Annotated in this window: 19 protein-coding genes; 6 read left to right on the top strand and 13 right to left on the bottom strand. The window is 65.4% G+C overall.

Going from position 1 to position 18210, the window contains the following annotated elements; all coding sequences use genetic code 11:
* The first annotated feature begins 9 nt into the window (after positions 1-9).
* From H7687_RS08475 to coaBC, 4 genes are all read left to right on the top strand, one after another.
* Positions 10-1581: an NAD(P)/FAD-dependent oxidoreductase gene (locus H7687_RS08475; protein ID WP_183346620.1), complete on the top strand. Its 1572-nt coding sequence runs from the start codon at positions 10-12 to the stop codon at positions 1579-1581.
* A 160-nt stretch (positions 1582-1741) separates the two neighbouring features.
* The gene (locus tag H7687_RS08470; RefSeq protein ID WP_183346619.1) at positions 1742-2911 is read left to right on the top strand and encodes a 3'-5' exoribonuclease YhaM family protein; all 1170 of its coding nucleotides are present in this window, start codon (positions 1742-1744) and stop codon (positions 2909-2911) included.
* Between the two features lie 15 nt (positions 2912-2926).
* Complete coding sequence (locus H7687_RS08465; protein ID WP_183346618.1) at positions 2927-3556, top strand: MBL fold metallo-hydrolase; 630 nt, start codon at positions 2927-2929, stop codon at positions 3554-3556.
* A gap of 9 nt (positions 3557-3565) precedes the next feature.
* Positions 3566-4780: a bifunctional phosphopantothenoylcysteine decarboxylase/phosphopantothenate--cysteine ligase CoaBC gene (coaBC, locus tag H7687_RS08460; protein WP_183346617.1), complete on the top strand. Its 1215-nt coding sequence runs from the start codon at positions 3566-3568 to the stop codon at positions 4778-4780.
* 163 nt (positions 4781-4943) lie between these two features.
* On the opposite strand, the gene H7687_RS08455 is transcribed toward coaBC, so the two are convergent.
* Positions 4944-5852 (bottom strand): zinc dependent phospholipase C family protein, encoded by a 909-nt coding sequence (locus tag H7687_RS08455; protein WP_246404713.1) that lies wholly within the window; start codon positions 5850-5852, stop codon positions 4944-4946.
* Between the two features lie 46 nt (positions 5853-5898).
* On the opposite strand from H7687_RS08455, the gene H7687_RS08450 reads away from it, so the two are divergent.
* Positions 5899-6612: a uracil-DNA glycosylase family protein gene (locus H7687_RS08450; RefSeq protein WP_183346615.1), complete on the top strand. Its 714-nt coding sequence runs from the start codon at positions 5899-5901 to the stop codon at positions 6610-6612.
* Here H7687_RS08450 and H7687_RS08445 read toward each other — a convergent pair.
* A complete protein-coding gene (locus H7687_RS08445; RefSeq protein ID WP_183346614.1) occupies positions 6609-7025 on the bottom strand; it encodes a hypothetical protein in 417 nt (138 codons plus the stop codon). The genes H7687_RS08450 and H7687_RS08445 overlap by 4 nt on opposite strands.
* A gap of 168 nt (positions 7026-7193) precedes the next feature.
* Here H7687_RS08445 and H7687_RS08440 point away from each other — a divergent pair, with 168 nt between their 5' ends.
* The gene (locus H7687_RS08440) at positions 7194-7514 is read left to right on the top strand and encodes a BON domain-containing protein (RefSeq protein ID WP_183346613.1); all 321 of its coding nucleotides are present in this window, start codon (positions 7194-7196) and stop codon (positions 7512-7514) included.
* Positions 7515-7562: 48 nt separating this feature from the next.
* Here the strand turns inward: H7687_RS08440 and H7687_RS08435 are convergent, their stop codons facing one another.
* From H7687_RS08435 to treZ, 11 genes are all read right to left on the bottom strand, one after another.
* Complete coding sequence (locus tag H7687_RS08435; RefSeq protein WP_183346612.1) at positions 7563-7871, bottom strand: DUF2795 domain-containing protein; 309 nt, start codon at positions 7869-7871, stop codon at positions 7563-7565.
* 106 nt (positions 7872-7977) lie between these two features.
* Entirely contained in the window at positions 7978-9786 is a 1809-nt protein-coding gene (locus H7687_RS08430; RefSeq protein ID WP_183346611.1) for a complex I subunit 5 family protein, read from the bottom strand.
* Positions 9787-9788: 2 nt separating this feature from the next.
* Positions 9789-10133, bottom strand: coding sequence for a sodium:proton antiporter (locus H7687_RS08425; protein ID WP_183346610.1), 345 nt, complete (start codon positions 10131-10133; stop codon positions 9789-9791).
* On the bottom strand, positions 10130-10894 hold the full coding sequence (locus tag H7687_RS08420) for an MnhB domain-containing protein (protein ID WP_183346609.1): 765 nt from the start codon (positions 10892-10894) through the stop codon (positions 10130-10132). The genes H7687_RS08425 and H7687_RS08420 overlap by 4 nt, the downstream gene beginning before the upstream one ends.
* A complete protein-coding gene (locus tag H7687_RS08415) occupies positions 10891-11133 on the bottom strand; it encodes a Na(+)/H(+) antiporter subunit B (RefSeq protein WP_183346608.1) in 243 nt (80 codons plus the stop codon). Before H7687_RS08415 ends, H7687_RS08420 begins: the two co-directional genes overlap by 4 nt.
* A 316-nt stretch (positions 11134-11449) precedes the next feature.
* Entirely contained in the window at positions 11450-11773 is a 324-nt protein-coding gene (locus H7687_RS08410; protein ID WP_183346607.1) for a monovalent cation/H(+) antiporter subunit G, read from the bottom strand.
* Positions 11770-12021, bottom strand: coding sequence for a monovalent cation/H+ antiporter complex subunit F (locus H7687_RS08405; protein ID WP_183346606.1), 252 nt, complete (start codon positions 12019-12021; stop codon positions 11770-11772). Before H7687_RS08405 ends, H7687_RS08410 begins: the two co-directional genes overlap by 4 nt.
* A complete protein-coding gene (locus H7687_RS08400) occupies positions 12018-12503 on the bottom strand; it encodes a hypothetical protein (protein ID WP_183346605.1) in 486 nt (161 codons plus the stop codon). Before H7687_RS08400 ends, H7687_RS08405 begins: the two co-directional genes overlap by 4 nt.
* Before the next feature lie 201 nt (positions 12504-12704).
* Positions 12705-13937 carry a cation:proton antiporter gene (locus tag H7687_RS08395; RefSeq protein WP_183346604.1) on the bottom strand — a complete coding sequence of 411 codons (1233 nt, stop codon included), beginning with the start codon at positions 13935-13937 and terminating at the stop codon, positions 12705-12707.
* A gap of 8 nt (positions 13938-13945) precedes the next feature.
* Positions 13946-15985, bottom strand: a complete 2040-nt coding sequence (locus H7687_RS08390; protein ID WP_183346603.1) for an amylo-alpha-1,6-glucosidase — start codon at positions 15983-15985, stop codon at positions 13946-13948.
* Positions 15982-17856 (bottom strand): malto-oligosyltrehalose trehalohydrolase, encoded by a 1875-nt coding sequence (treZ, locus tag H7687_RS08385; protein ID WP_183346602.1) that lies wholly within the window; start codon positions 17854-17856, stop codon positions 15982-15984. Before treZ ends, H7687_RS08390 begins: the two co-directional genes overlap by 4 nt.
* Between the last annotated feature and the right edge of the window lie 354 nt (positions 17857-18210).

The raw sequence follows: 18210 nt of genomic DNA, 5'->3' as shown, positions 1-18210 counted from the left end.
GGACACCCCATGCCATTTCTGTTACGCAACCTCACCCTGAGCCCGGGGGCGGAGGAGAGCGCGCTACGCCCGCTGGCCGCGGCCAAGCTGGGCGTGCGCGAAGCCGAGATCACGGCGCTCACCCTGGTCAGAAAGGGCGTCGACGCCAGGAAAAAGGGCGCCATCAAGCTGGTGTACACGGTACAGGTGACGCTCAGGGACGAGGCGCGGGTGCGCCCCCACGGCGACGTCACGCGGGTCGAGACCGCCGCGCCGCCGCGCTTCCCGAAGCTCGCCTCCTCCGAACGCGTCGTCATCGTCGGCATGGGGCCGGCAGGCCTCTTCGCCGCCTTGCGGCTGGCACAGTACGGCCTTACGGCACGGGTGCTGGAGCGCGGGCGCGACGTGGACCGGCGCGCCTCGGATGTGTCGCGGTTCTGGCGCCTGGGCGAGCTGTGCGAGCAGAGCAACGTGCAGTTCGGCGAGGGGGGAGCCGGGACCTTTTCCGACGGCAAGCTCACCACGCGGGTCAAGGACCCCAACTGCGGCTGGGTGCTGGAGCGCCTGGTCGAATTCGGCGCGCCCCCCGAGATCCTCTACGCCGCCAAGCCCCACATCGGCACCGACCGGTTGCGCGCGGTGGTGCGCGGCATCCGGGAACGCCTGATCGAGGAGGGGTTCCAGGTCGGCTTCGAGAGCCGGTTGACCGGCATCGAAGTCGGCCAGGGGGGGGTGACCGGCGTGGTGGTGAACGACGCCGACGAGGAGCCCTGCGACTCCCTGGTGCTGGCGCCCGGGCACAGCGCGCGCGACACCTACGCCCTGTTGCACCGGCTGGGGGTCACCCTGGAGCAGAAGCCCTTCGCGGTGGGGCTCCGGGTGGAGCACCCGCAGGCCCTGATCAACGAGATACAGTACGGCCGCAACGCGCACCCCGCGCTGCCGCCGGCTGAATACGCGCAGACCTACAACAACGAGGCCACCGGGCGCTCCGCCTATTCCTTCTGCATGTGCCCGGGCGGGGTGGTCGTCGCGGCCGCCTCCGAGGCGGGCGGGGTGGTGGTGAACGGCATGAGCGGCTACCGCCGCAACGGCCCCTACGCCAACAGCGCCCTGGTGGCCACCGTGGGACCGGCAGACTTCACCGGCACGTCCCCGCTGGCGGGGGTCGAGTTCCAGCGCGAGCTGGAACGGCGCGCCTTCGTGGCGGGAGGGGAAAACTACCGGGCGCCGGCGCAGAGCCTGCTCGACTTCATCGGGCGGGGCGGGGGGAGGATCCTCTCCAGCTACCGCCCCGGCGTCACCGAGTACGACCTCGCCACGCTGCTTCCCGCGCCGGTCGCCGCGACCCTCAGGGAGGGGATCGAGCACTTCGACCGCAGGATGCGGGGCTTCATCAGCGCCGAGGCGACCCTTACCGCGGTCGAGACCCGGACCTCCGCGCCGCTGCGCATCGTGAGAGGTGCGGATCTGCAGTCCTTGAGCCACCGCGGCCTCTACCCGACCGGGGAGGGGGCGGGCTACGCCGGCGGCATCATGAGCGCGGCCCTGGACGGCATCCGCGTGGCCGATGCCATCGCGGCGAGAATCGCCGCAAACTAAAAGCAGTATCGCAAAGAACGCGTAAGTATCCGCGAAGAACGGAAAGAAAGCCTTTGGGTTTAACAACAAAAAGGTTTCTTCTGTACGTCGCGCCTACTTGGCGTACTTTGCGTAACTGCTTTTGACTCAACATGGAGCTTTCAATACAAGGAGCCTTACTTTGAAAAAAACCGTTGCCGAAATAAAGGACCGCGACATCGTCGAAGCGGTCTTCCTGGTCAAGGAAAAGATCGTCGCCATGGCCAAGAACGGCAAGCCGTACCTCACCCTGAAGCTGATGGACAAGACGGGGGAGGTGGACGCCAAGGTCTGGGACAACGCCGACCAGGTCGGCTCCCTCTTCGACCGCAACGATTTCCTGGCGGTCAAGGGGAAGGCGAGCGTCTACCTGGGCAAGATGCAGCTGATCGTCTCCGAACTGAAGCGGGTTCCCGAGGAAGCGGTGCAGCTTGCCGACTTCCTCCCGGAGACGGAGAGCGACATCGAAGCCATGGTCGCCGAACTGCACGCCCTGGTGGCGAGCCTCACCGACCCGGACCTGGCGCGCCTTCTGCGCTCCTTCTTCGAGGACCCGGAGCTGCTGGCCCAGTACAGTACGGCCCCGGCGGCCAAGGGGATGCACCACGTCTACCTGGGGGGGCTCCTGGAGCACTCGCTTGCCGTCGCCAAGCTGGTCGACGCCATGGTGCCGCTCTACCAGGGACTCAACCGCGACCTCCTCGTGGTGGGCGCGCTGCTGCACGACATCGGCAAGGTGCGCGAGATGACCTACCTGCGCTGCTTCGACTACTCGGACGAGGGGAAGCTGCTCGGCCACATCACCATCGGCGTCGAGATGCTCCAGGAGCGGATCGCGCGGCTCCCCGGCTTCCCGGTCGAGCTCGCCATGCTCCTGAAGCACATGATCCTGTCGCACCACGGCCAGTACGAGTACGGCTCCCCCAAGCGCCCCAAGACGCTGGAGGCCACCATCCTGAACTACCTGGACGACCTGGACTCCAAGATCAACGGCATCAGGACCCACATCCGCAAGGAGCCGGACAACCCGTCGCGCTGGACCTCGTACCACCGCCTCTACGACCGCTATTTCTTCAAGGAGAAGCCGGTCGCCGAGCCGGGGGGAGGGGAACCCGCAGAGGGAGGTGCCCCGGCGGGGTTGGCCGACTGCCTGGAGCCGTCGGAGCTGATGCCGGAAACGGTGCCGGCGCCGGCCCCGCAGAGCAGCGAGCCGGCCCGGCCCGCGCAGGAGAAGCCGCGCCAGGAACAGCGGGGCGGCGACCAGGGGCGCAAGGCCTTCAGCAACAACCCGTTTGCCATCCTGAAGAAGTGATACGGAGGAATTGTCATGTTATTTGAGACCATAGTGGTGGGACCTCTGGGGGTGAACTGCTTCATCCTCGGGGATAAACAGAGCAACGAAGGGATGATCGTCGATCCCGGCGCCGACTGCGACATGATCCTCGCCGCGGTGAGCCACTTCGGCATCAACATCAAGTACATCGTCAACACCCACGGCCACTTCGACCATATCGGCTGCAACCGCGTCCTGAAGGAGAAGACCGGCGCGCAGCTTCTGGCCCACAAGGAGGACGTACCGTTCCTGGTCAACGCGGCCCGTTCGGCCCAGAAGTACGGCCTCTCCGTGGAGAACTCGCCGGAGCCGGATGCCTTCCTCACCGACGGCATGGAGCTGCAGCTCGGTAAGCGGGTGATCGAGGTGCTGCATACCCCCGGCCATACCCAGGGGGGGTGCTGCCTGTACCTCGCCAACGAGAAGCTGCTCATAACCGGCGATACCCTGTTCGCCGACTCGGTCGGCCGTACCGATCTCCCCGGCGGCAGCCACGAGCAGCTGATTCAATCGATCAAGAGCAAGCTCATGCCGCTTCCGGACGACACCGTCGTCTGGCCCGGCCACGGCCCCTCCAGCACCATCGGGCAGGAGCGGAGCTTCAACCCGTACCTCAACGAGTAGGGGGAGCACATGCTGAAAGGCAAGGAGATCGTTCTCGGGGTGACCGGCGGCATCGCCGTGTACAAGGCGGTGGAGCTCTTGCGCCTGCTGGTGAAGGCGGGCGCCAACGTGCACGTGGTGATGACGAAATCGGCCACCGAATTCGTGACGCCGCTCACCTTCCAGACCCTGTCCCGCAACCCGGTGCACCTGGAGCTCTTCAACCTCATTTCCGAGGAGAAGATCGGGCACATCGCCCTCGCCGACCGCGCCGACCTCTACATCATCGCCCCGGCCACGGCCAACTGCATCGGCAAGCTGGCCAACGGCATCGCCGACGACCTCCTGACCACCACGGTGATGGCGACCCGGGCGCCGGTCCTGATCGCCCCGGCCATGAACGTGAACATGTACCGCAACTCCATCTACCGCGAGAACGAGGCGCGCCTCAAGGCCCACGGCTACCTCTTCGTCGCCCCCGCCTGCGGCATGCTCGCCTGCGGCTACGAAGGGGAGGGGAAGCTGCAGGCCCCCGAGGTGATCTTCGAGGAGGCCGTGGCGGCCCTGACCCCGAAGCGGCTGGCCGGTGAGCGGATACTGGTCACCGCGGGGCCGACCCTCGAGGAGATCGATCCGGTGCGCTACATCAGCAACCACTCCTCCGGCAAGATGGGGTACGCCATCGCGCGCCAGGCTCGCCTGAGGGGGGCGGAGGTGACGCTGGTGACCGGGCCGAGCTGCCTGACGCCGCCGCTGGGCGTGGAGGTGGTCCGGGTGCAGAGCGCGCAGGAGATGCGGGACGCGGTGCAGGGGTGCCTGCCGCGCATCGACGTGGTCATCAAGGCGGCCGCCGTGGCGGATTACCGGCCCAAGACGCGCGCCGGCGAGAAGGTGAAGAAGAGCCAGGAAAGCCTCTGCATCGAACTGGAGAAGAACCCGGACATCCTGGCGGAGCTGGGCGCCCACAAGGGGGAGCGGATCCTGGTCGGCTTCGCCGCCGAGACCCAGGACCTGGTGCGCAACGCGGGGGCGAAGCTCAAGGCCAAGAACCTGGACCTGGTGGTGGCCAACGACGTGTCCCAGGAAGGCGCCGGTTTCAACGTGGACACCAACATCGCCAAGTTTTTGTTCAGCGACGGCCGCATCGAGGAACTCCCGATGATGGGGAAAGAGGAGCTGGCTGGGGTGATCCTGGACAACGTGGAGACGTTGCGCGGGGAAAAGCGCGGCGCGGCGAAGGGGTAGCAGCAGGACTGTCCACCCCCCTCGCCCTCTGGGAGAGGGGCAGGGGTGAGGGCGCTCCTGCTGTAGGGGCGAATGATCATTCGCCTGGAGGCTTCCCCCTCCCCGACCCTCCCCCTCCGGGGGCGGGAGATGCTTGCGGGGCTGGGAGATGCTCAGGGAGGAGTTACTTGGAGAGGATCTGCAGCAGCAGTTCCGGCTCGCAGATGGCTTCCTTCAGTTTCAGCTTCAACTCGTCGAGCTCGGCGTGGGCCTGCGGCTTGGTGATCTTGCCGGTGCGGTACAGAAGCCTCAGGTTCTTGCGCACCGCTTCCGCCGCCGCCAGCGCCCGCTCGCCGGTAGGGTCGGCGTGGAAGAAGCGCGAGGACTCGTCGTTGTTCAAAAAGTCGAAGACCGCTTCCTGGGCCAGCTGCATGTATTCCTCCCGGTCGTTTTCCTCGAGGGCGTAACGCGAGGTGTCGGAGAGGGTCTGCAGGATGCCCTGCCATTTCTCCAGGCGGCTCACCAGCAGGATGGAGTTGAAGATCTTCTTGTTGGTGCCGAAGGAGAAGATGGTGTCCGAAAGAACCTTGCGCAGCAGCTGGTCGTTGCTGCTGAAGTGTTCCAGCGAAACCTTCCTGGCGGTCTCCCAGATCTCCTTATCCACGTAGTTCTCGAAGCGCATCTCCCAGTAGGCATGCTTCAAGGTGAGCGAGGAGAAGCTGCGCATCACCTTGTAGGGGACGTAGTAGTTGTGGGCGATGCAGTCCGCAGCCAGGTGGGAGAGATACCCGTAGGCGCAGGCCTGCTGGGTCGGGTCGGCCGCCTTGTCCAGGACCCGGTGCCCGATGCGCCAGCGGTGGCAGTGCTGCAGGTAGTGGGTGAACTTCTTGCCCAGGGTGATGTCGGCGGCGATGGTGCCGTAGAGGAAGTCGTAGGGGTGTGCCGAGATGATGGCGGCGACCGCCGGCTTCAGGGCGTCGAGGTTGTTGAGCACGTTCATGCCCAGTTGCAGATGGACACCCGCGCCCCAGGCGAGGGCCTGCTCGGGGAGCGCCAGGACCAGCAGGGATGTGACGAGAAGTAAAAGCGGCATGCCTTCGAGCATAGTTAATGAAACCGGAAATGTAAAGGGGTTTACCATGGCGGAGATGGAGAATCGGGAGCTGTTGTTGCGCTCGCTGAAGGGGTACCTCGTGGACCTGGCGGAGAGCGGCGTGGACGAGCTCGCCTACGGCACCGGAGCTGTTACGCCTTCGGCCGTTGCAGGTTCCGCTGCGTCCGCTCCTGCGGCCGCTCCTGCGGCCGCAGCCACTCCAGCTCCAGTTCAGCCTCAGGCGGCCATTCCCGATGAAGCTGCAGCGCTGGCTGAGTCTGCCGTCGCCGCACCCCTAGCACCCGCAGCAGCGCCGGCAGTGAAGGGGTTGGACGCAACCTGCCGCCAGGAGGGGAACCCGCAGGCACGCCTGCTCTTCCTGATGGCCGGCCCGGGGTACGCCGGAGCTGCCGGGGACCTGCTGGCTAAGATCATCGGCGCCATGAAATTCAAAACGGACCAGGTCTGCCTGCTGAGCTTCGATGCGGGGGGGGAGAGCGCCGCTATGGCGGAGAGCGTCGCCCGGAGAATCGAGACCGTGGCACCGGAGGTGGTGGTCACGCTGGGCGAAGAGGCGACCGGGCTGATGCTCGGCGGCAAGACTTCCCTCGAGCAGGTGCGCGGCCAGTGGCAGGAGGTGCGGGGCAGGGGGGTGATGCCGACTCTGCATCCCGAACTCCTACTGGCGGACGAAGGGCTGAAACGCCACGTATGGGAGGACATGAAGCTCGTGATGCGCCGCTTGGCCGGTGCGGGCTAACGCGGGTTGGTACACGACTTCAACTTGCCGGTCTCGAACAGCGCGATGGGCTGCTGCTCGACGCAGATCTTGCCGTCCACCTCGGCCCGCGTGGCCAGCACACAGCTCTCCAGCTTGCCGGAAGGGTAGAAGCTGATCAGGCTGTACTCGTTACAGACCAATCCTTCGTAATAGAAAAAGTTCTTGGTGATGCAGCTTTTGAGCATCCCCTGTTCGTAGAACTCCGCCGTCGACAGCATGTTGCAGGTGACACCGCTCAAGATGGTGATGTCACCCAGGTTGCACGATTTGAGATCGCCGTTGGGATAGTAGATGATGTCCGAGCCGGCATTGCAGATGGTTGCATCCAGCGCCTGTGCCCGCCCTGTTGCCATAGCTAGAAGGAACGTCAGAATCAGCAGCATCCGTTTCATGGATCACCTCCAGCGACAGTGGTAACTTCCCCCGATGCACCCCGCCAAGTATAGATTTCAGATTATATAATTCAAATCCAGCCGGACCCCGTTTCTTGACTCCCCTTGTTCGATTAGCTATCCTTAATCGGTTTTTGGATGGCAAATTCTGCGAGAGAGGAGATCGTCATGGGAAAAGCAAAACGCATCGTCATGGTCCTTGTCAGTGCCTGCCTGCTCACTTCCTTGGCCGGGTGCAGCCACACCCACACCACCAAACATGAAACGGCAGGTGAGTACGTCGATGACTCCGTCATCACCACCCGCGTCAAGGCCGCCATCTTCGACGAACTGGCGCTGAAGACCTTCCAGATCAACGTGACCACCTACCAGGGCGTGGTGCAGCTGAGCGGGTTCGTGGATTCGGCTGAGAATGCGCGCAGGGCCGGCGAAATCGCTCGCGGTGTGAAGGGGGTCAAGGAAGTGAAGAACGACCTGATCACCAAGTAGCCGGGCAAAAAAAAGGCCCCCTCCCGAAAGGGAGGGGGCCTTTGTCGTCTAGTGATGCGCCCTGCTGTGGGATTTACCCTGGCCTGCCTGCCCACCTGTCTGTTGTTTCGCCCTGCCGGATTTGCCGGATTGGCCGCCGGATTCCTCAACGCCACGCTCTTTCCTGAAGGACTTCATGACGTCAGCCATGTTGCCGTATTCCCGGTCTTCCATTTTCTGGATTTCATCGAGGACCACTTTCTCAGCTTTCATGTGCTGAGCATGTTTGAGAAGGTCCTGTTTCTCAGCCGGGAAGTCTATGCCTTTGAGATGTTTCGTCACGTTGGCCGGTGAATGACCAGTACCCCTGGTTGCCATAACTTCCTCCTTCTGCTGAAGTATTTGCTCCCGATCACAAGTCGATTGTATTGAATTGGTATTTTTTAATCAATACAAAAAGCCGGTGCAATGAGTACAGTCGGAATCAAAAACAGAGCTGGGCCAGGACCATCAAGATCCCGGTGCCGCACACGAACCAGGTAACGTAATCGCCGATGTAGCCGCTGTGGAGCCTGCGCAGGAGGGCCACCGGTCCGCTCAGCAGAGCTTTCACGCCTTCCCTGGTCCGTCCCTGCAGTGGACCGGGTGCAAGGAAAAATGCAGCAACGGCCAGCGCCGCGATCGTGGCAGCCAAGGCGGGCGCCATCCCCGGCCTCGCCGGCGGCGCCGGCTGGTGCACCGGTGTCCGGCGTCCTTCCAGGACCAGGGCGTGGTAGCCGGTGCGGTCGACGAAACGCGCAGCCGCCAGTTCGGCAACCTGCTGCACCCGCAGCAGCGCGCCCACGGCCAGGGAAGCCAGAAGCAGCAGGACCAGGGGGACCAGCATGATGCGCGGTGTCGGCCCCCGGGAGTGATCGGTCTCGGGAGCTTCCTCCCCAGTGGCGGGGGCAGTGCTGGTGATGACGTCGGGATGTCCCAGGCCGAAAAAGATGCCACCTGCCGCGCGCAGGACGGCGCCTGCCGACAGTGCCGCGCACACCGATAGGAGCGGCGGGAGGAAGTGATAGCCAAGCTGGGACGCCGTCTCCTCGATGATCCCCTTGCCGGCCCAGGTGCCGAAAGGGGGGAGCCCGGAGAGCGCGAGCCCGGCCAGGCAGAACAGCACCCCGGTCCAGCGCAGGCGCCGGCACCTGCCGCGCAGGTGCTTCTCGTCGACCGAGCGGTGGTGGTACACCAGAACCCCGGTGGCGATGAAGAGGGCGCCCTTGACGCAGCCGTGCCCGACGATGTAAAGGAGCGTTCCCCCCAGGGCACGCGGGTCCAGGAGGGCTATTCCCGCCAGCATGAGCCCGCTGTGGCTCACCGTGGAGTAGGCCAGCAGCCGTTTCAGGTGCCGCTGCAGGCAGGCCATGACGCCGCCGGTAAGCGCGGTGGCGACACCGATGCCGAGAAAGATCCCGCGCAGTGCTTCTGCGTCGAGGGTCGCGCTGAAGACCACCCAGTAGATCCGTGCCACGGCGTAGAGGCCGAGCTGCACCATGATCCCCGAGAACAGGACCGATGCCGGGGTCGGCGCAACGGAATGCGCGTCCGGCAGCCAGAAATGGAAGGGAAGCACCGCCCCCTTGGTGAGGAAGCCGATGGCGAGGAGGATGAAGGCCGCGCTGACCGCCGGTCCGGGGGGCTTTCCCGAAAGGACGGCGCCGGCCCAGGCGAGGTTCAGGCCGCCGGTTTCGGCATAGAGCAGCGCGATGCCCAGGAGCACCATGAATCCCGCCACGCTGTTCATCACCGCGAAGTTCAATGCCCCTTCCAGAGGACCGCTCTCCTCGATCTTGTAGCCGGTCAGGGCGTAGGCGGCCACGCCCATCAGCTCGAAGAAGACGAACATGTTGAAGAGGTCGCCGGTCAGGGCGAACCCCTGCAGGGAGGCGAGGAACAGGAGCATCAGGGTGTGGTAGTAAGTGCGCACGGCGTGGAAATGGTGCCAGGAGAAGAGCAGCGCCGCCACGGTGAGCAGGGCCGAAAGGAGCGCAAGCCCCGCAGATGCCGGGTCGATCACGAAAGCGATGCCGGCGGGAAAGCGCCCCATGGGGGTCCAGTCGCCGAACCAGTAGACGTCGGTACCGGAGAGGGAGCCATCCAGGAGAAGGAAGTCTACGGCTGCGACGGCGAGCGCGGTGAGGAGCGACAGTATATCCAGGATCCGGCGCCGGGAGCTCAACTGCTCCAGGGCCGCCAGAAAGACCGCCATGAACAGCGCGGTGATGACGGGGAAGGGGGCGAGTGACATGGCTAGCCCCTTTGGGGCGGCTCCCGCCTGGGGTCCATGGTCCCGGTCAGCTTGTAGCGCTGCAGGGCAAAGGCGAGCAGCAGGGCGGACACGGTGGCTCCCACCACGATATCGGTCAGGGTGAGCGCCTGGACCACCGGGTCCACCATGCGCGCGTTGCCCGGGATCTCGTCGGTGATCGGCGCGGTCCCCCCCTGCACGTACCCGATGGAGAGGAGCAGCAGGTAGGTGGAGGACTGGGCCACGAAGAGGCAGCTTACCAGGTGAATGGTGTTCCTGCTCCCGGCGATGCCGTAGAGGCCGACCAGCAACAGCTCGATGACGACGAGGTAGGGGAGGATGGTCATGGTTTCTTCTCCCGGCGGATCACGAGCACCTGCCTGAGAAAGGCGGCGATGAGGAGCAGGAAGGCGGCAGCCACTTCCGTTCCCACGGCGATGTTCAACAAGGGGAGCATTCCCGTGGAGAGGAGCTCCCCCTTGTCCCCCAGGGGGAGCAGGTTGTGCAGGTAGTTGTATCCGGCGGGAAGGGCCAGCACCCCGACGAGGACGTAGCCGGCAGCCCCGGTGGCCTCCAGGTGCGATACGGCGTGGTCGCGGGACATCCCCAGCAGGTCGCCGTACTCGCCGCTCAGGTAGACGTAGTAAAAGGCGGTCGCCAGCAGTACCCCCCCCTGGAAACCGCCACCGGGGGACAGGTGTCCGTGCAGCACGACGTAGATGCCGAGCAGCAGGGTGAAGGGGAACATCAGCACGCCAAGGCCGAGCATGGCCGGGGCAGGCTCCAGGTCCCCGCGGTCCCCCGCCTGGTCCACCGGATCGTGCGCCGCCTCCGATTCCTGCCGCCGCAGCAGCAACAGGCAGCCGGCGACGGCGGCGAACAGGATGAATTCTTCAGCCAGGGTGTCGAAACCGCGGTAGTCGAAGGTGACCGCGGCGACGGCCTGCTGGGCGTGGCGCAGCGGCTCCATGGTGTTCAGCACTATCGGGCCGTAGGCGCCACGGTAGCCGCCGAAGGGGGGGAGGGCGCAGAGGGCGCGCAGGAGGGTGGCCCCCAGCAGGAGGGCGCCCAGCAGGAAGGGGAGGTAGTGGCGCAGCTTGCCGCTCATTTCGCGCTACCGGAGCGGGTCTTGGCCACGGTCAGCAGGACCATGAGCGGGAAGGCGACCGCCCCGACCACCATCTCGGAGAGGGCCACGTCAGCGGCCTGCAGCACCACGAAGAGCAGGCCCAACGTCAGTCCGAAGAAGCCCGCCACCAGCGACTGCGGCAGGGGATCGCGTGTCGTCACCACCGCCCACCCCGCAGCCCCGACCAGGAGAAAGATCACCGCCTGCAGAGGGTCCATGTTTCACTCCTTTTCCCGGGAAGCGCCCGCCCCGGTGCTTGCCTATGCGGACTCCGAAGGGGGACAGGCACCTGCGGAGCCAGTCCCCTTACCGGTAGCGCCCGCCCCGGTGCTTGCCTATGCGGACTGCGGAAGGGGGACAGGCACCTGCGGAGCCAGTCCCCTTGCCGGTAGCTCCCGCCCTGGTGCTTGCCAATGCGGACTGCGGAAGGGGGATAGGCACCTGCGGAGCCAGTCCCCTTGCCGGTAGTTCCCGCCCTGGTGCTTGCCAATGCGGAGTGCCGAAGGGGGACAGGCACCTGCGGAGCCAGTCCCCTTACCTGCCTTCCTCTTTTTGGTGCTTCGCGTGCTCCTCGCGCAGGTAGTGGGCGCGGGCGGCCGCGAAGGTGATCACGGGGTTGCCGATCACCAGCACCAGCAGGACCAGCACCGCCTTGATGGTCGCTGCGCCGAATCCTTCCTGGATCCCTATTGCCGCCGCGATGGCCGCGCAGCCAAGGATGGCGGGCGGAGCCAGGTAGTGCAGCTTCCGGTACACCCCCTTCATCAGCAGCAGCCCGAGACAGGAGAGGGCGCAGACCGCCAGGGCGAAGCAGAGGAGCAGGGTGACCCCGATTCCTGCCGGGAGATCGGGGCTCACAGCCAACGCTCCAGGAAGCGGAGGTAGACCAGCCCGGAGGCGAGGCTGAGGACCGCCAGCACCAGCGACAGGTCGAAGTAGATGGAGCGGCGGTACCCCTCGGCCAGGAGCAGGATGATCAGCACCGCAAAAAGCTGCGCCATCTGCAGCGCCGCGAAGCGTTCCATGAGCGAGCCGGTGTAGCAGACCCAGCCGCAGGGGAACATCAAAAGGACCAGCACCAACGCGCCGATGAGCCAGAGGTTCATGGCAACTCCACGAAAAGACGGTCTATGGTGGATAGTTCCTTTCCCACCAGTTGCCGGATCAGCACCCTCTTCTTCTTTTTGTCCAGGAAGACCAGGTAGCTGTTGGGGGTGATGCAGACGCCGAAGGTCATCCAGGCGCGCCGGGCCGACTCGTGCTCGTCGGCGGGGAAGTCGAAGCGGTGTTCGATCATGACTCCGTCCTCTTCCCGGCCGGCAATCCTGTGCAGCAGGGCGACCAGCAGGAGCCAGGACTCGGAGAACATGGCAAAGGGGATACGCCAGAGCAGGAGCAGCCAGGACGGCTTCAGGCGCAACGGGCTGCGGAAGGAATCGCGCAGCATGCCGACCAGCCAGAGTGCCAGCAGGGCCGCCGCGCCCCCCGTGACCGCCTCGGCCGGGTCGGCCTTGGCGCAAAAGAGCAGGTACAGCCCGAGAAAGAGGAACCAGGTGACCACTGCGATGGTGATGGCTTTTTTATTCATGAATAAACTTCCTTGTCAGCTTCGCTGGACGATGTGTTTCGGCGTTATTCCCTCTCCCTCCGGGAGAGGGAGGCCGGAGGCCGGGTGAGGGCGGTGCCACGAAGGGACGTATCGCCTATTGCAGCGCCCTCACCCCGACCCTCTCCCGGAGGGAGAGGGAGGAGGGGCTCTTCCAACGGGGGGCAATTTAAGCCGAAAGTCTTAGCGGCGGTTCAGCAGGCGTCCCAGGGTGGGGCCCTGCACCAGGATCGAGAAGAGCACCACGATGTAGGTGGCCATCACCAGGATATGCAGCCCCTGTCCGCGGGGCAGGGACATGGCGAGCCCGATGGCGATGCCGCCGCGCAGGCCGCTCCAGGTCATGATGGTGGCGTCGCGCAGCGAGAACGGCTCGCGAAGCCGCACCAGCCCCCCCACGGCCAGGACGGACAGGAACCTCCCCAGCAGCACCACGGGGATGACCATGAGGCCGGTAGAGACGTGGACCAGGGTGAGCCGGTTGCTCAACACCAGCACCTCCAGGCCGATCAGGGTGAACAGGATCGCGTTCAGGTACTTTTCCACCAGGTCCCAGAACTGGTCCAGGTGCTCCCGGGTGTGCTCGCTCATGGCCAGCTTTCTGCCCCGGCCGCCGATCAACAGGCCGGCCACCACCATGGCCAGCGGCCCGGAGACGCCGGCCAGGAGCGCCAGCGAGTACCCCCCCAGCACCAGCGCCAGCGTGATCAGGATCTCCAGCCGGTAGTTGTCCACCGTCTTGATGATCAGATACCCCGACCACCCCAGCACCGTTCCGAACGCGATCCCCCCGGCTGCCTGGGTCACCAGGGTGTCAAAGACCATCCGCGCCGTCGGCTGCGCCGTCCCCTGCGCCACGGCCAAGAGTGTCAGGAAGAGCACGATGCCGATGCCGTCGTTGAAGAGCGCTTCCCCGGCGATCCAGGAGTTGAGCCGGTCCGGGATGCCATGGCTGCGCAGGATCGGGAGCACGGCCACCGGGTCGGTGGGGGACATGATGGCGCCAAAGAGCAGCGACTGGGCCAGCCCGACCTTGAGCCCCAACAGGAGCGTGATGGCGTAAAACCCGGCGCCGATCGCCCCGGCCGAGACCAGCACCCCGGCCACCGCGAACAGCGCGATGCTGAGCTTCACGTTGAGGAGCTCTTCCACCTTGACGAAGAGCCCACCGGCGAAAAGGAGCAGGCTCAGGATCCCCTGCAGGAACAGCACGTCGAAGTCGATGCGGCTCATGATCCGCTGCGCCGGGGTCATCACGTCGATCCCCAGCGCCAGCAACAGCCACAGCAACAGGGAAAAGAGCAGGCTCTGCAGCATGAGCCCGACCGTGGGCTGCAGCTTCAGGAAGCGGTAGTTGATGTAGGCGAAGGCCGCGGTGATCGTGGTCAGAAGCGCCGTGATCTGGAAGACGCGCATCCCCCGCGTCAGTGGGCGGTCTTCAGCCAGCAGCGCAGCATCTCCGCGACGCTCCAGGCCTGGGCGATGCAGCCCCTCGGGCTGTAGGGCTGCTCGGCGTCGAAGATCTCGCTGATGGAGCCGATGCACTGCTGGTTCAGCTGCTGCACCAGGCCGTCCAGGAAGCTGCGCGCCGCGCCGACCTGGTCGGGGTAGAGCTTGAGCCAGGAGTCGATGAAGGTGCCGATGAGCCAGGGCCACACGGTCCCCTGGTGGTAGGCGGCATCGCGGGCCCGGAGGTCGCCGTGGTACGTCGGCTTGTAGTCGGGGTGCCCGGGGGCGAGGGTGCGCAGCCCCACCGGCGTCAGCAGGCGCTGGCGCACCGTGTCCAGCACGTTGGGCCAGCGGTCCCGCTCCAGGACCGGGTAGGGGAGCGAGATGGCGAAGAGCTGGTTGGGACGGCAGGCGCTGTCGTCCCCGAGCTCGCCGTCGACCACGTCGTAGAGGTAGCCGCCGTCGGCAAACCAGAAGCGCTGGTTGAAAGAGCGGTAGGTCTGGTCGGCGTACCCCCCCAGCTGGCGCGAGTACTGCTCGTCCCCCAACTGCTCGGTCCACTGCTGCATCAGGCGCAGGGCGTTGTACCAGAGCGCGTTCAACTCCACCGCCTTGCCGCGCCGGGGCGTCACCACCCAATCCCCCACCTTGGCATCCATCCAGGTCAGTTGGTACCCCTCGGCCCCCTGTTTCAGCAGGCCGTCGCTGGGGTCGACGCCGATGCCGAAGTTGGTGCCGGAGAGGTGGCGGTCGATGATCTCGCGCATCTGCGGCATGATCATGTGCAGCGTGGCGCGGTCGTTGGTGTACTCCAGGTAACGGTTCAGGGCGTGGAAGAACCACAGGCTCGCGTCGGCGGTATGGTAGAGCCCCTCGCTGTGCCCCTCGGGGAAGAGGTTGGGGATGAGCCCGTTTTTGACGTAGTGGGCGAAGGTGCGCAGGATCCATCCCGCCTCGGTGTGGCGCCCGGTGGCCAGGGTCAGCCCCTCCAGCGAGATCATGGTGTCGCGTCCCCAGTCGGTGAACCAGTGGTAGCCGGCGATCACGGTGCAGACCTCGTCCCCCATGGCGTGGGCACGGACGCTTTCCTTGTGCCGCCCGGCCGGGGTGATGATGAACTGGTCCGTGGCCAGCACGAGTTCGGCGGGGATGCCACTCCGTGCCCTCGGGTCCGCCGCGGCCAAAAGGAGCCGGCGCCGCTCCCGTTCCATGGCCAGTGCGGCGGCCGGGGCGAGCGCCGCGATGGTCTCCCAGGTCTCGGTGGAGGCGGTGAGGGCGGCATCCTGGCCGATGGCGAGGTCGACCGCGAAGTAGCCGGCGGTCCAGAGCGTCCCCAGCGAGTCGTAGCCGCGGGAGCTCTCCACGTCGTAGAAGATGTCGGTGCTGTGCTTTTCCTCGAGGGTGAAGTTCCCCCTGCCGCCGTCGATCACCAGCCTCAGCTGCGGCGAATTCGGGCCGGAGGAGATCTGGTAGCGGTTCTGCACCGCGGTGAACATGTAGGGATCGTCGGTGACCACGTCCACCGATGCGTCGTGCGGCCGGAACTGCAGGTAGGGCTGCAGCTTGAGGCGCACCTGCTTTTCGCCGGAGATGAGGCGGTAGATCAAATGCACCGTGTTCTGCCGGTGCACCATGACCAGTTGCTTCTCGATCACGGCACCGTTGATCTCGTAGCGCCAGACCGGCAGGCCGTCCTCCAGCCGGAACCCGGTCAGGTATTCCATGCCGTGGAACTCCAGCCCCGCTTCCTTCTGGTCGCCACCGAAGCGCACCATGCTCCCGTCGGCAAAGCGGATCGCCTCGGTGAGCCGGTTAAGCATCACGATGCGCCCCATGGGGGAGGGGTAGGCGGCGATGAGCAGACCGTGGTAGCGCCGGGTCAGCGCGCCGCAGACGGTCCCGGAGGCGTATCCTCCCAGGCCGTTGGTTAAGAGCCATTCCTGTTCCAGCATTTGCCGCGTCTTCACTTCCTCGTCGTGGCGGTCGAAATGGAATTCCCGCGTCACCGTGGTCATGGCTGCTTCCCTCCCTCCGGCACCGGGATCAGTACCAGCGTCGCGTACCCCTGCAGGCGCCAGAACTTCTCGGTGTCCAATTTCGGCGTGCCGGAACCGCCGAACTCGATCTTTTCACTGCTCCAGAGTATCTGCCAGGCGTATCCCAGGGGCGGGGCGAGCATCGGCTCGGGGATCGGCACCAGGTGCTGCTCGCGCCCCAGGTTGACCAGCACCAGGCGCTGCTCTTCTTCCAGGAAGTAGCGCAGCAGGAGTCCCGACCTCCCCAGCACCGCCCCCTCGATATGGCAGGCGTAGCCGCGGCTGAAGACCGGGTCCTCGCGCCTGAGGCGGATCAGGTCGCGGTAGAGCGCATAGACCTTGCCGTGGCGCTCCCGCTCCCTCAGGTCCAGGCGCGACTGCTGGAAGGTCTCCAGCTCGTAGGGCTTGTCGATGGTGTCGATCACCTCGGGGGAATCGACGTTGGTGAACTGTTTCAGGAATTCGATGCGGCCGGCGTGGACCTGCTGCGATGTCTCGGGGCTGAGGTCGGCGAAGTAGAGGAAGGGGGAACTGGCCGAGAACTCCTGCCCCTGGAAGATCATCGGGGTCTGGGGGAGCAGGAACAGCAGGGCGGCCACCGCCCGCAGCCCGGCCGGGTTGGTGAGCCGGTCGATGCGGATGCCCCAGGCCGAGTTGCCGATCTGGTCGTGGTTCTGGATGTAGTTGATGTAGCGGCTCGGACTGTACCCCATGGTGGGGGAGCCGCGCCGCTTCCCCTGCCAGAAGTAGAACTGCCCCTGGTAGAGGTAGCTCCACTTGGCGCAGGATATCATCTCTTGCGGGGAGCCGAAGTACTCGGAATAGTAGGCGTCGTGGTAGCCGGTGAGGGCGACGTGGGCGCTGTGGTGGAAATCGTCGTTCCAGACACCGTCCATGCCGAACCCTCCTTCCTCCCGGGGGCGCAGGCAGCGGAAGTCCTGCTCCTCGTTCTCGGCCACCAGCAGCAGCTTGCGCTTGCCGGCGCGCTCCCGGACCCGGCTGGTGATGTCCCCCAGGATGTGGATTTCGGAGTTGTCGATGATGGCGTGGGTGGCGTCGAAGCGCAGGCCGTCGACGTGGAACTCCTCGATCCAGTAGGCGGCGTTGGACATAAAGAACTCGCGCACGGGCCCGCTTTGCCTGCCATCGAAGTTCATCACCTTGCCCCAGTCGCTTTCCTTCTCGCCGTAGTAGAAGTCCGAGTAGCGGGCGAGATAGTTCCCCTCGGGGCCGAAATGGTTGTAGACCACGTCCAGCAGCACCCCGAGGCCGAGGCTGTGGGCGCGATCTACGAAGCGGCGCATGTCGTCGGGCTGGCCGTAGAGCCTGGTGGGGGCGAAATGGTTCACCCCGTCGTAGCCCCAGCCGAAACGGCCGGGAAAGTCCGCCACCGGCATCACCTCGACCAGGGTGATGCCGAGCTCCTTGAGTGCCGGGAGCTGCTCCTGCGCGGCGCGCCAGGTCCCCTCCATGGTGAAGGTGCCGAGGTGCAGTTCGTAGATGACGTGCCCTTCGCGCTCCACACCGGGCCACTCCTGATCGCTCCAGGTGAAACTCGCCGGGGCGATCACCTGTGAAGGACCATGCGGCCCCTCGGGCTGGAACCGGGAGGCCGGGTCGGGGAAACAGTCTGCGCCGTCCAGGCAGTAGCGATAGCGGGAACCGGCACCGGCCTCGCGGCAGATGCCGGAAAAATAGCCCCCTTCTTCAGGGGCGAGCAGCGTCGCCTGCGGCGAGGGAGCCCCCTCGAGCACCACCTCCACCTCCATGTGCCCCGGCGCCCAGACCCTGAAATGCACGCCCTCCGGCACCACCTCCGCACCGATCGGCATCCTTCTCTGTACACCCATCACGCCTCCAAACCTGCTGATTGGTGAAAGTCAGGCCCTTTGTCCCCCTCCCCTTGCGGGAGGGGGTAGGGGGTGGGGGAGGGTGCCATCATTGCCACCCATAGCGGCTTCACCCACCCCCCGGCCCCCTCCCGTCAAGGGAGGGGGGGCGTGTAGTGAAAAATTAACACGCTTTAAAATAACACACTCCGCGAATTTTAAAACCGAAGTGGCGCCGAGCCATCTTCATGTGCCTTTCTTTCTTTCGCCGGAACCTGTCCAATGACGCAACTGTCAGTGACGGGAGGGGCGGGCAGGCCCCCCATGTCCGCCAACTTACTGGGGGAAAGAGCACTTTTTTGTGTGAAGTTGTTT

This window comes from Geomonas paludis, from assembly GCF_014193585.1.
Classification (GTDB): Bacteria; Desulfobacterota; Desulfuromonadia; order Geobacterales; family Geobacteraceae; genus Geomonas; species Geomonas paludis.
The sequence above is the reverse complement of the archived record's forward strand: the minus strand, read 5'-3'. Positions and strand labels throughout refer to the sequence as shown.

Excerpts from the sequence above, each read along its gene's own strand:
- H7687_RS08405 (WP_183346606.1), bottom strand. The coding sequence starts at position 12,021 with ATGAACCTCTGGCTCATCGGCGCGTTGGTGCTGGTCCTTTTGATGTTC.
- H7687_RS08415 (WP_183346608.1), bottom strand. The coding sequence starts at position 11,133 with ATGGACCCTCTGCAGGCGGTGATCTTTCTCCTGGTCGGGGCTGCGGGG.
- H7687_RS08465 (WP_183346618.1), top strand. The coding sequence starts at position 2,927 with ATGTTATTTGAGACCATAGTGGTGGGACCTCTGGGGGTGAACTGCTTC.
- treZ (WP_183346602.1), bottom strand. The coding sequence starts at position 17,856 with ATGGGTGTACAGAGAAGGATGCCGATCGGTGCGGAGGTGGTGCCGGAG.
- H7687_RS08475 (WP_183346620.1), top strand. The coding sequence starts at position 10 with ATGCCATTTCTGTTACGCAACCTCACCCTGAGCCCGGGGGCGGAGGAG.
- H7687_RS08400 (WP_183346605.1), bottom strand. The coding sequence starts at position 12,503 with ATGAATAAAAAAGCCATCACCATCGCAGTGGTCACCTGGTTCCTCTTT.
- H7687_RS08440 (WP_183346613.1), top strand. The coding sequence starts at position 7,194 with ATGGGAAAAGCAAAACGCATCGTCATGGTCCTTGTCAGTGCCTGCCTG.
- coaBC (WP_183346617.1), top strand. The coding sequence starts at position 3,566 with ATGCTGAAAGGCAAGGAGATCGTTCTCGGGGTGACCGGCGGCATCGCC.
- H7687_RS08435 (WP_183346612.1), bottom strand. The coding sequence starts at position 7,871 with ATGGCAACCAGGGGTACTGGTCATTCACCGGCCAACGTGACGAAACAT.
- H7687_RS08430 (WP_183346611.1), bottom strand. The coding sequence starts at position 9,786 with ATGTCACTCGCCCCCTTCCCCGTCATCACCGCGCTGTTCATGGCGGTC.
- H7687_RS08390 (WP_183346603.1), bottom strand. The coding sequence starts at position 15,985 with ATGACCACGGTGACGCGGGAATTCCATTTCGACCGCCACGACGAGGAA.
- H7687_RS08395 (WP_183346604.1), bottom strand. The coding sequence starts at position 13,937 with ATGCGCGTCTTCCAGATCACGGCGCTTCTGACCACGATCACCGCGGCC.
- H7687_RS08450 (WP_183346615.1), top strand. The coding sequence starts at position 5,899 with ATGGCGGAGATGGAGAATCGGGAGCTGTTGTTGCGCTCGCTGAAGGGG.
- H7687_RS08425 (WP_183346610.1), bottom strand. The coding sequence starts at position 10,133 with ATGACCATCCTCCCCTACCTCGTCGTCATCGAGCTGTTGCTGGTCGGC.
- H7687_RS08445 (WP_183346614.1), bottom strand. The coding sequence starts at position 7,025 with ATGAAACGGATGCTGCTGATTCTGACGTTCCTTCTAGCTATGGCAACA.
- H7687_RS08420 (WP_183346609.1), bottom strand. The coding sequence starts at position 10,894 with ATGAGCGGCAAGCTGCGCCACTACCTCCCCTTCCTGCTGGGCGCCCTC.
- H7687_RS08455 (WP_246404713.1), bottom strand. The coding sequence starts at position 5,852 with ATGCCGCTTTTACTTCTCGTCACATCCCTGCTGGTCCTGGCGCTCCCC.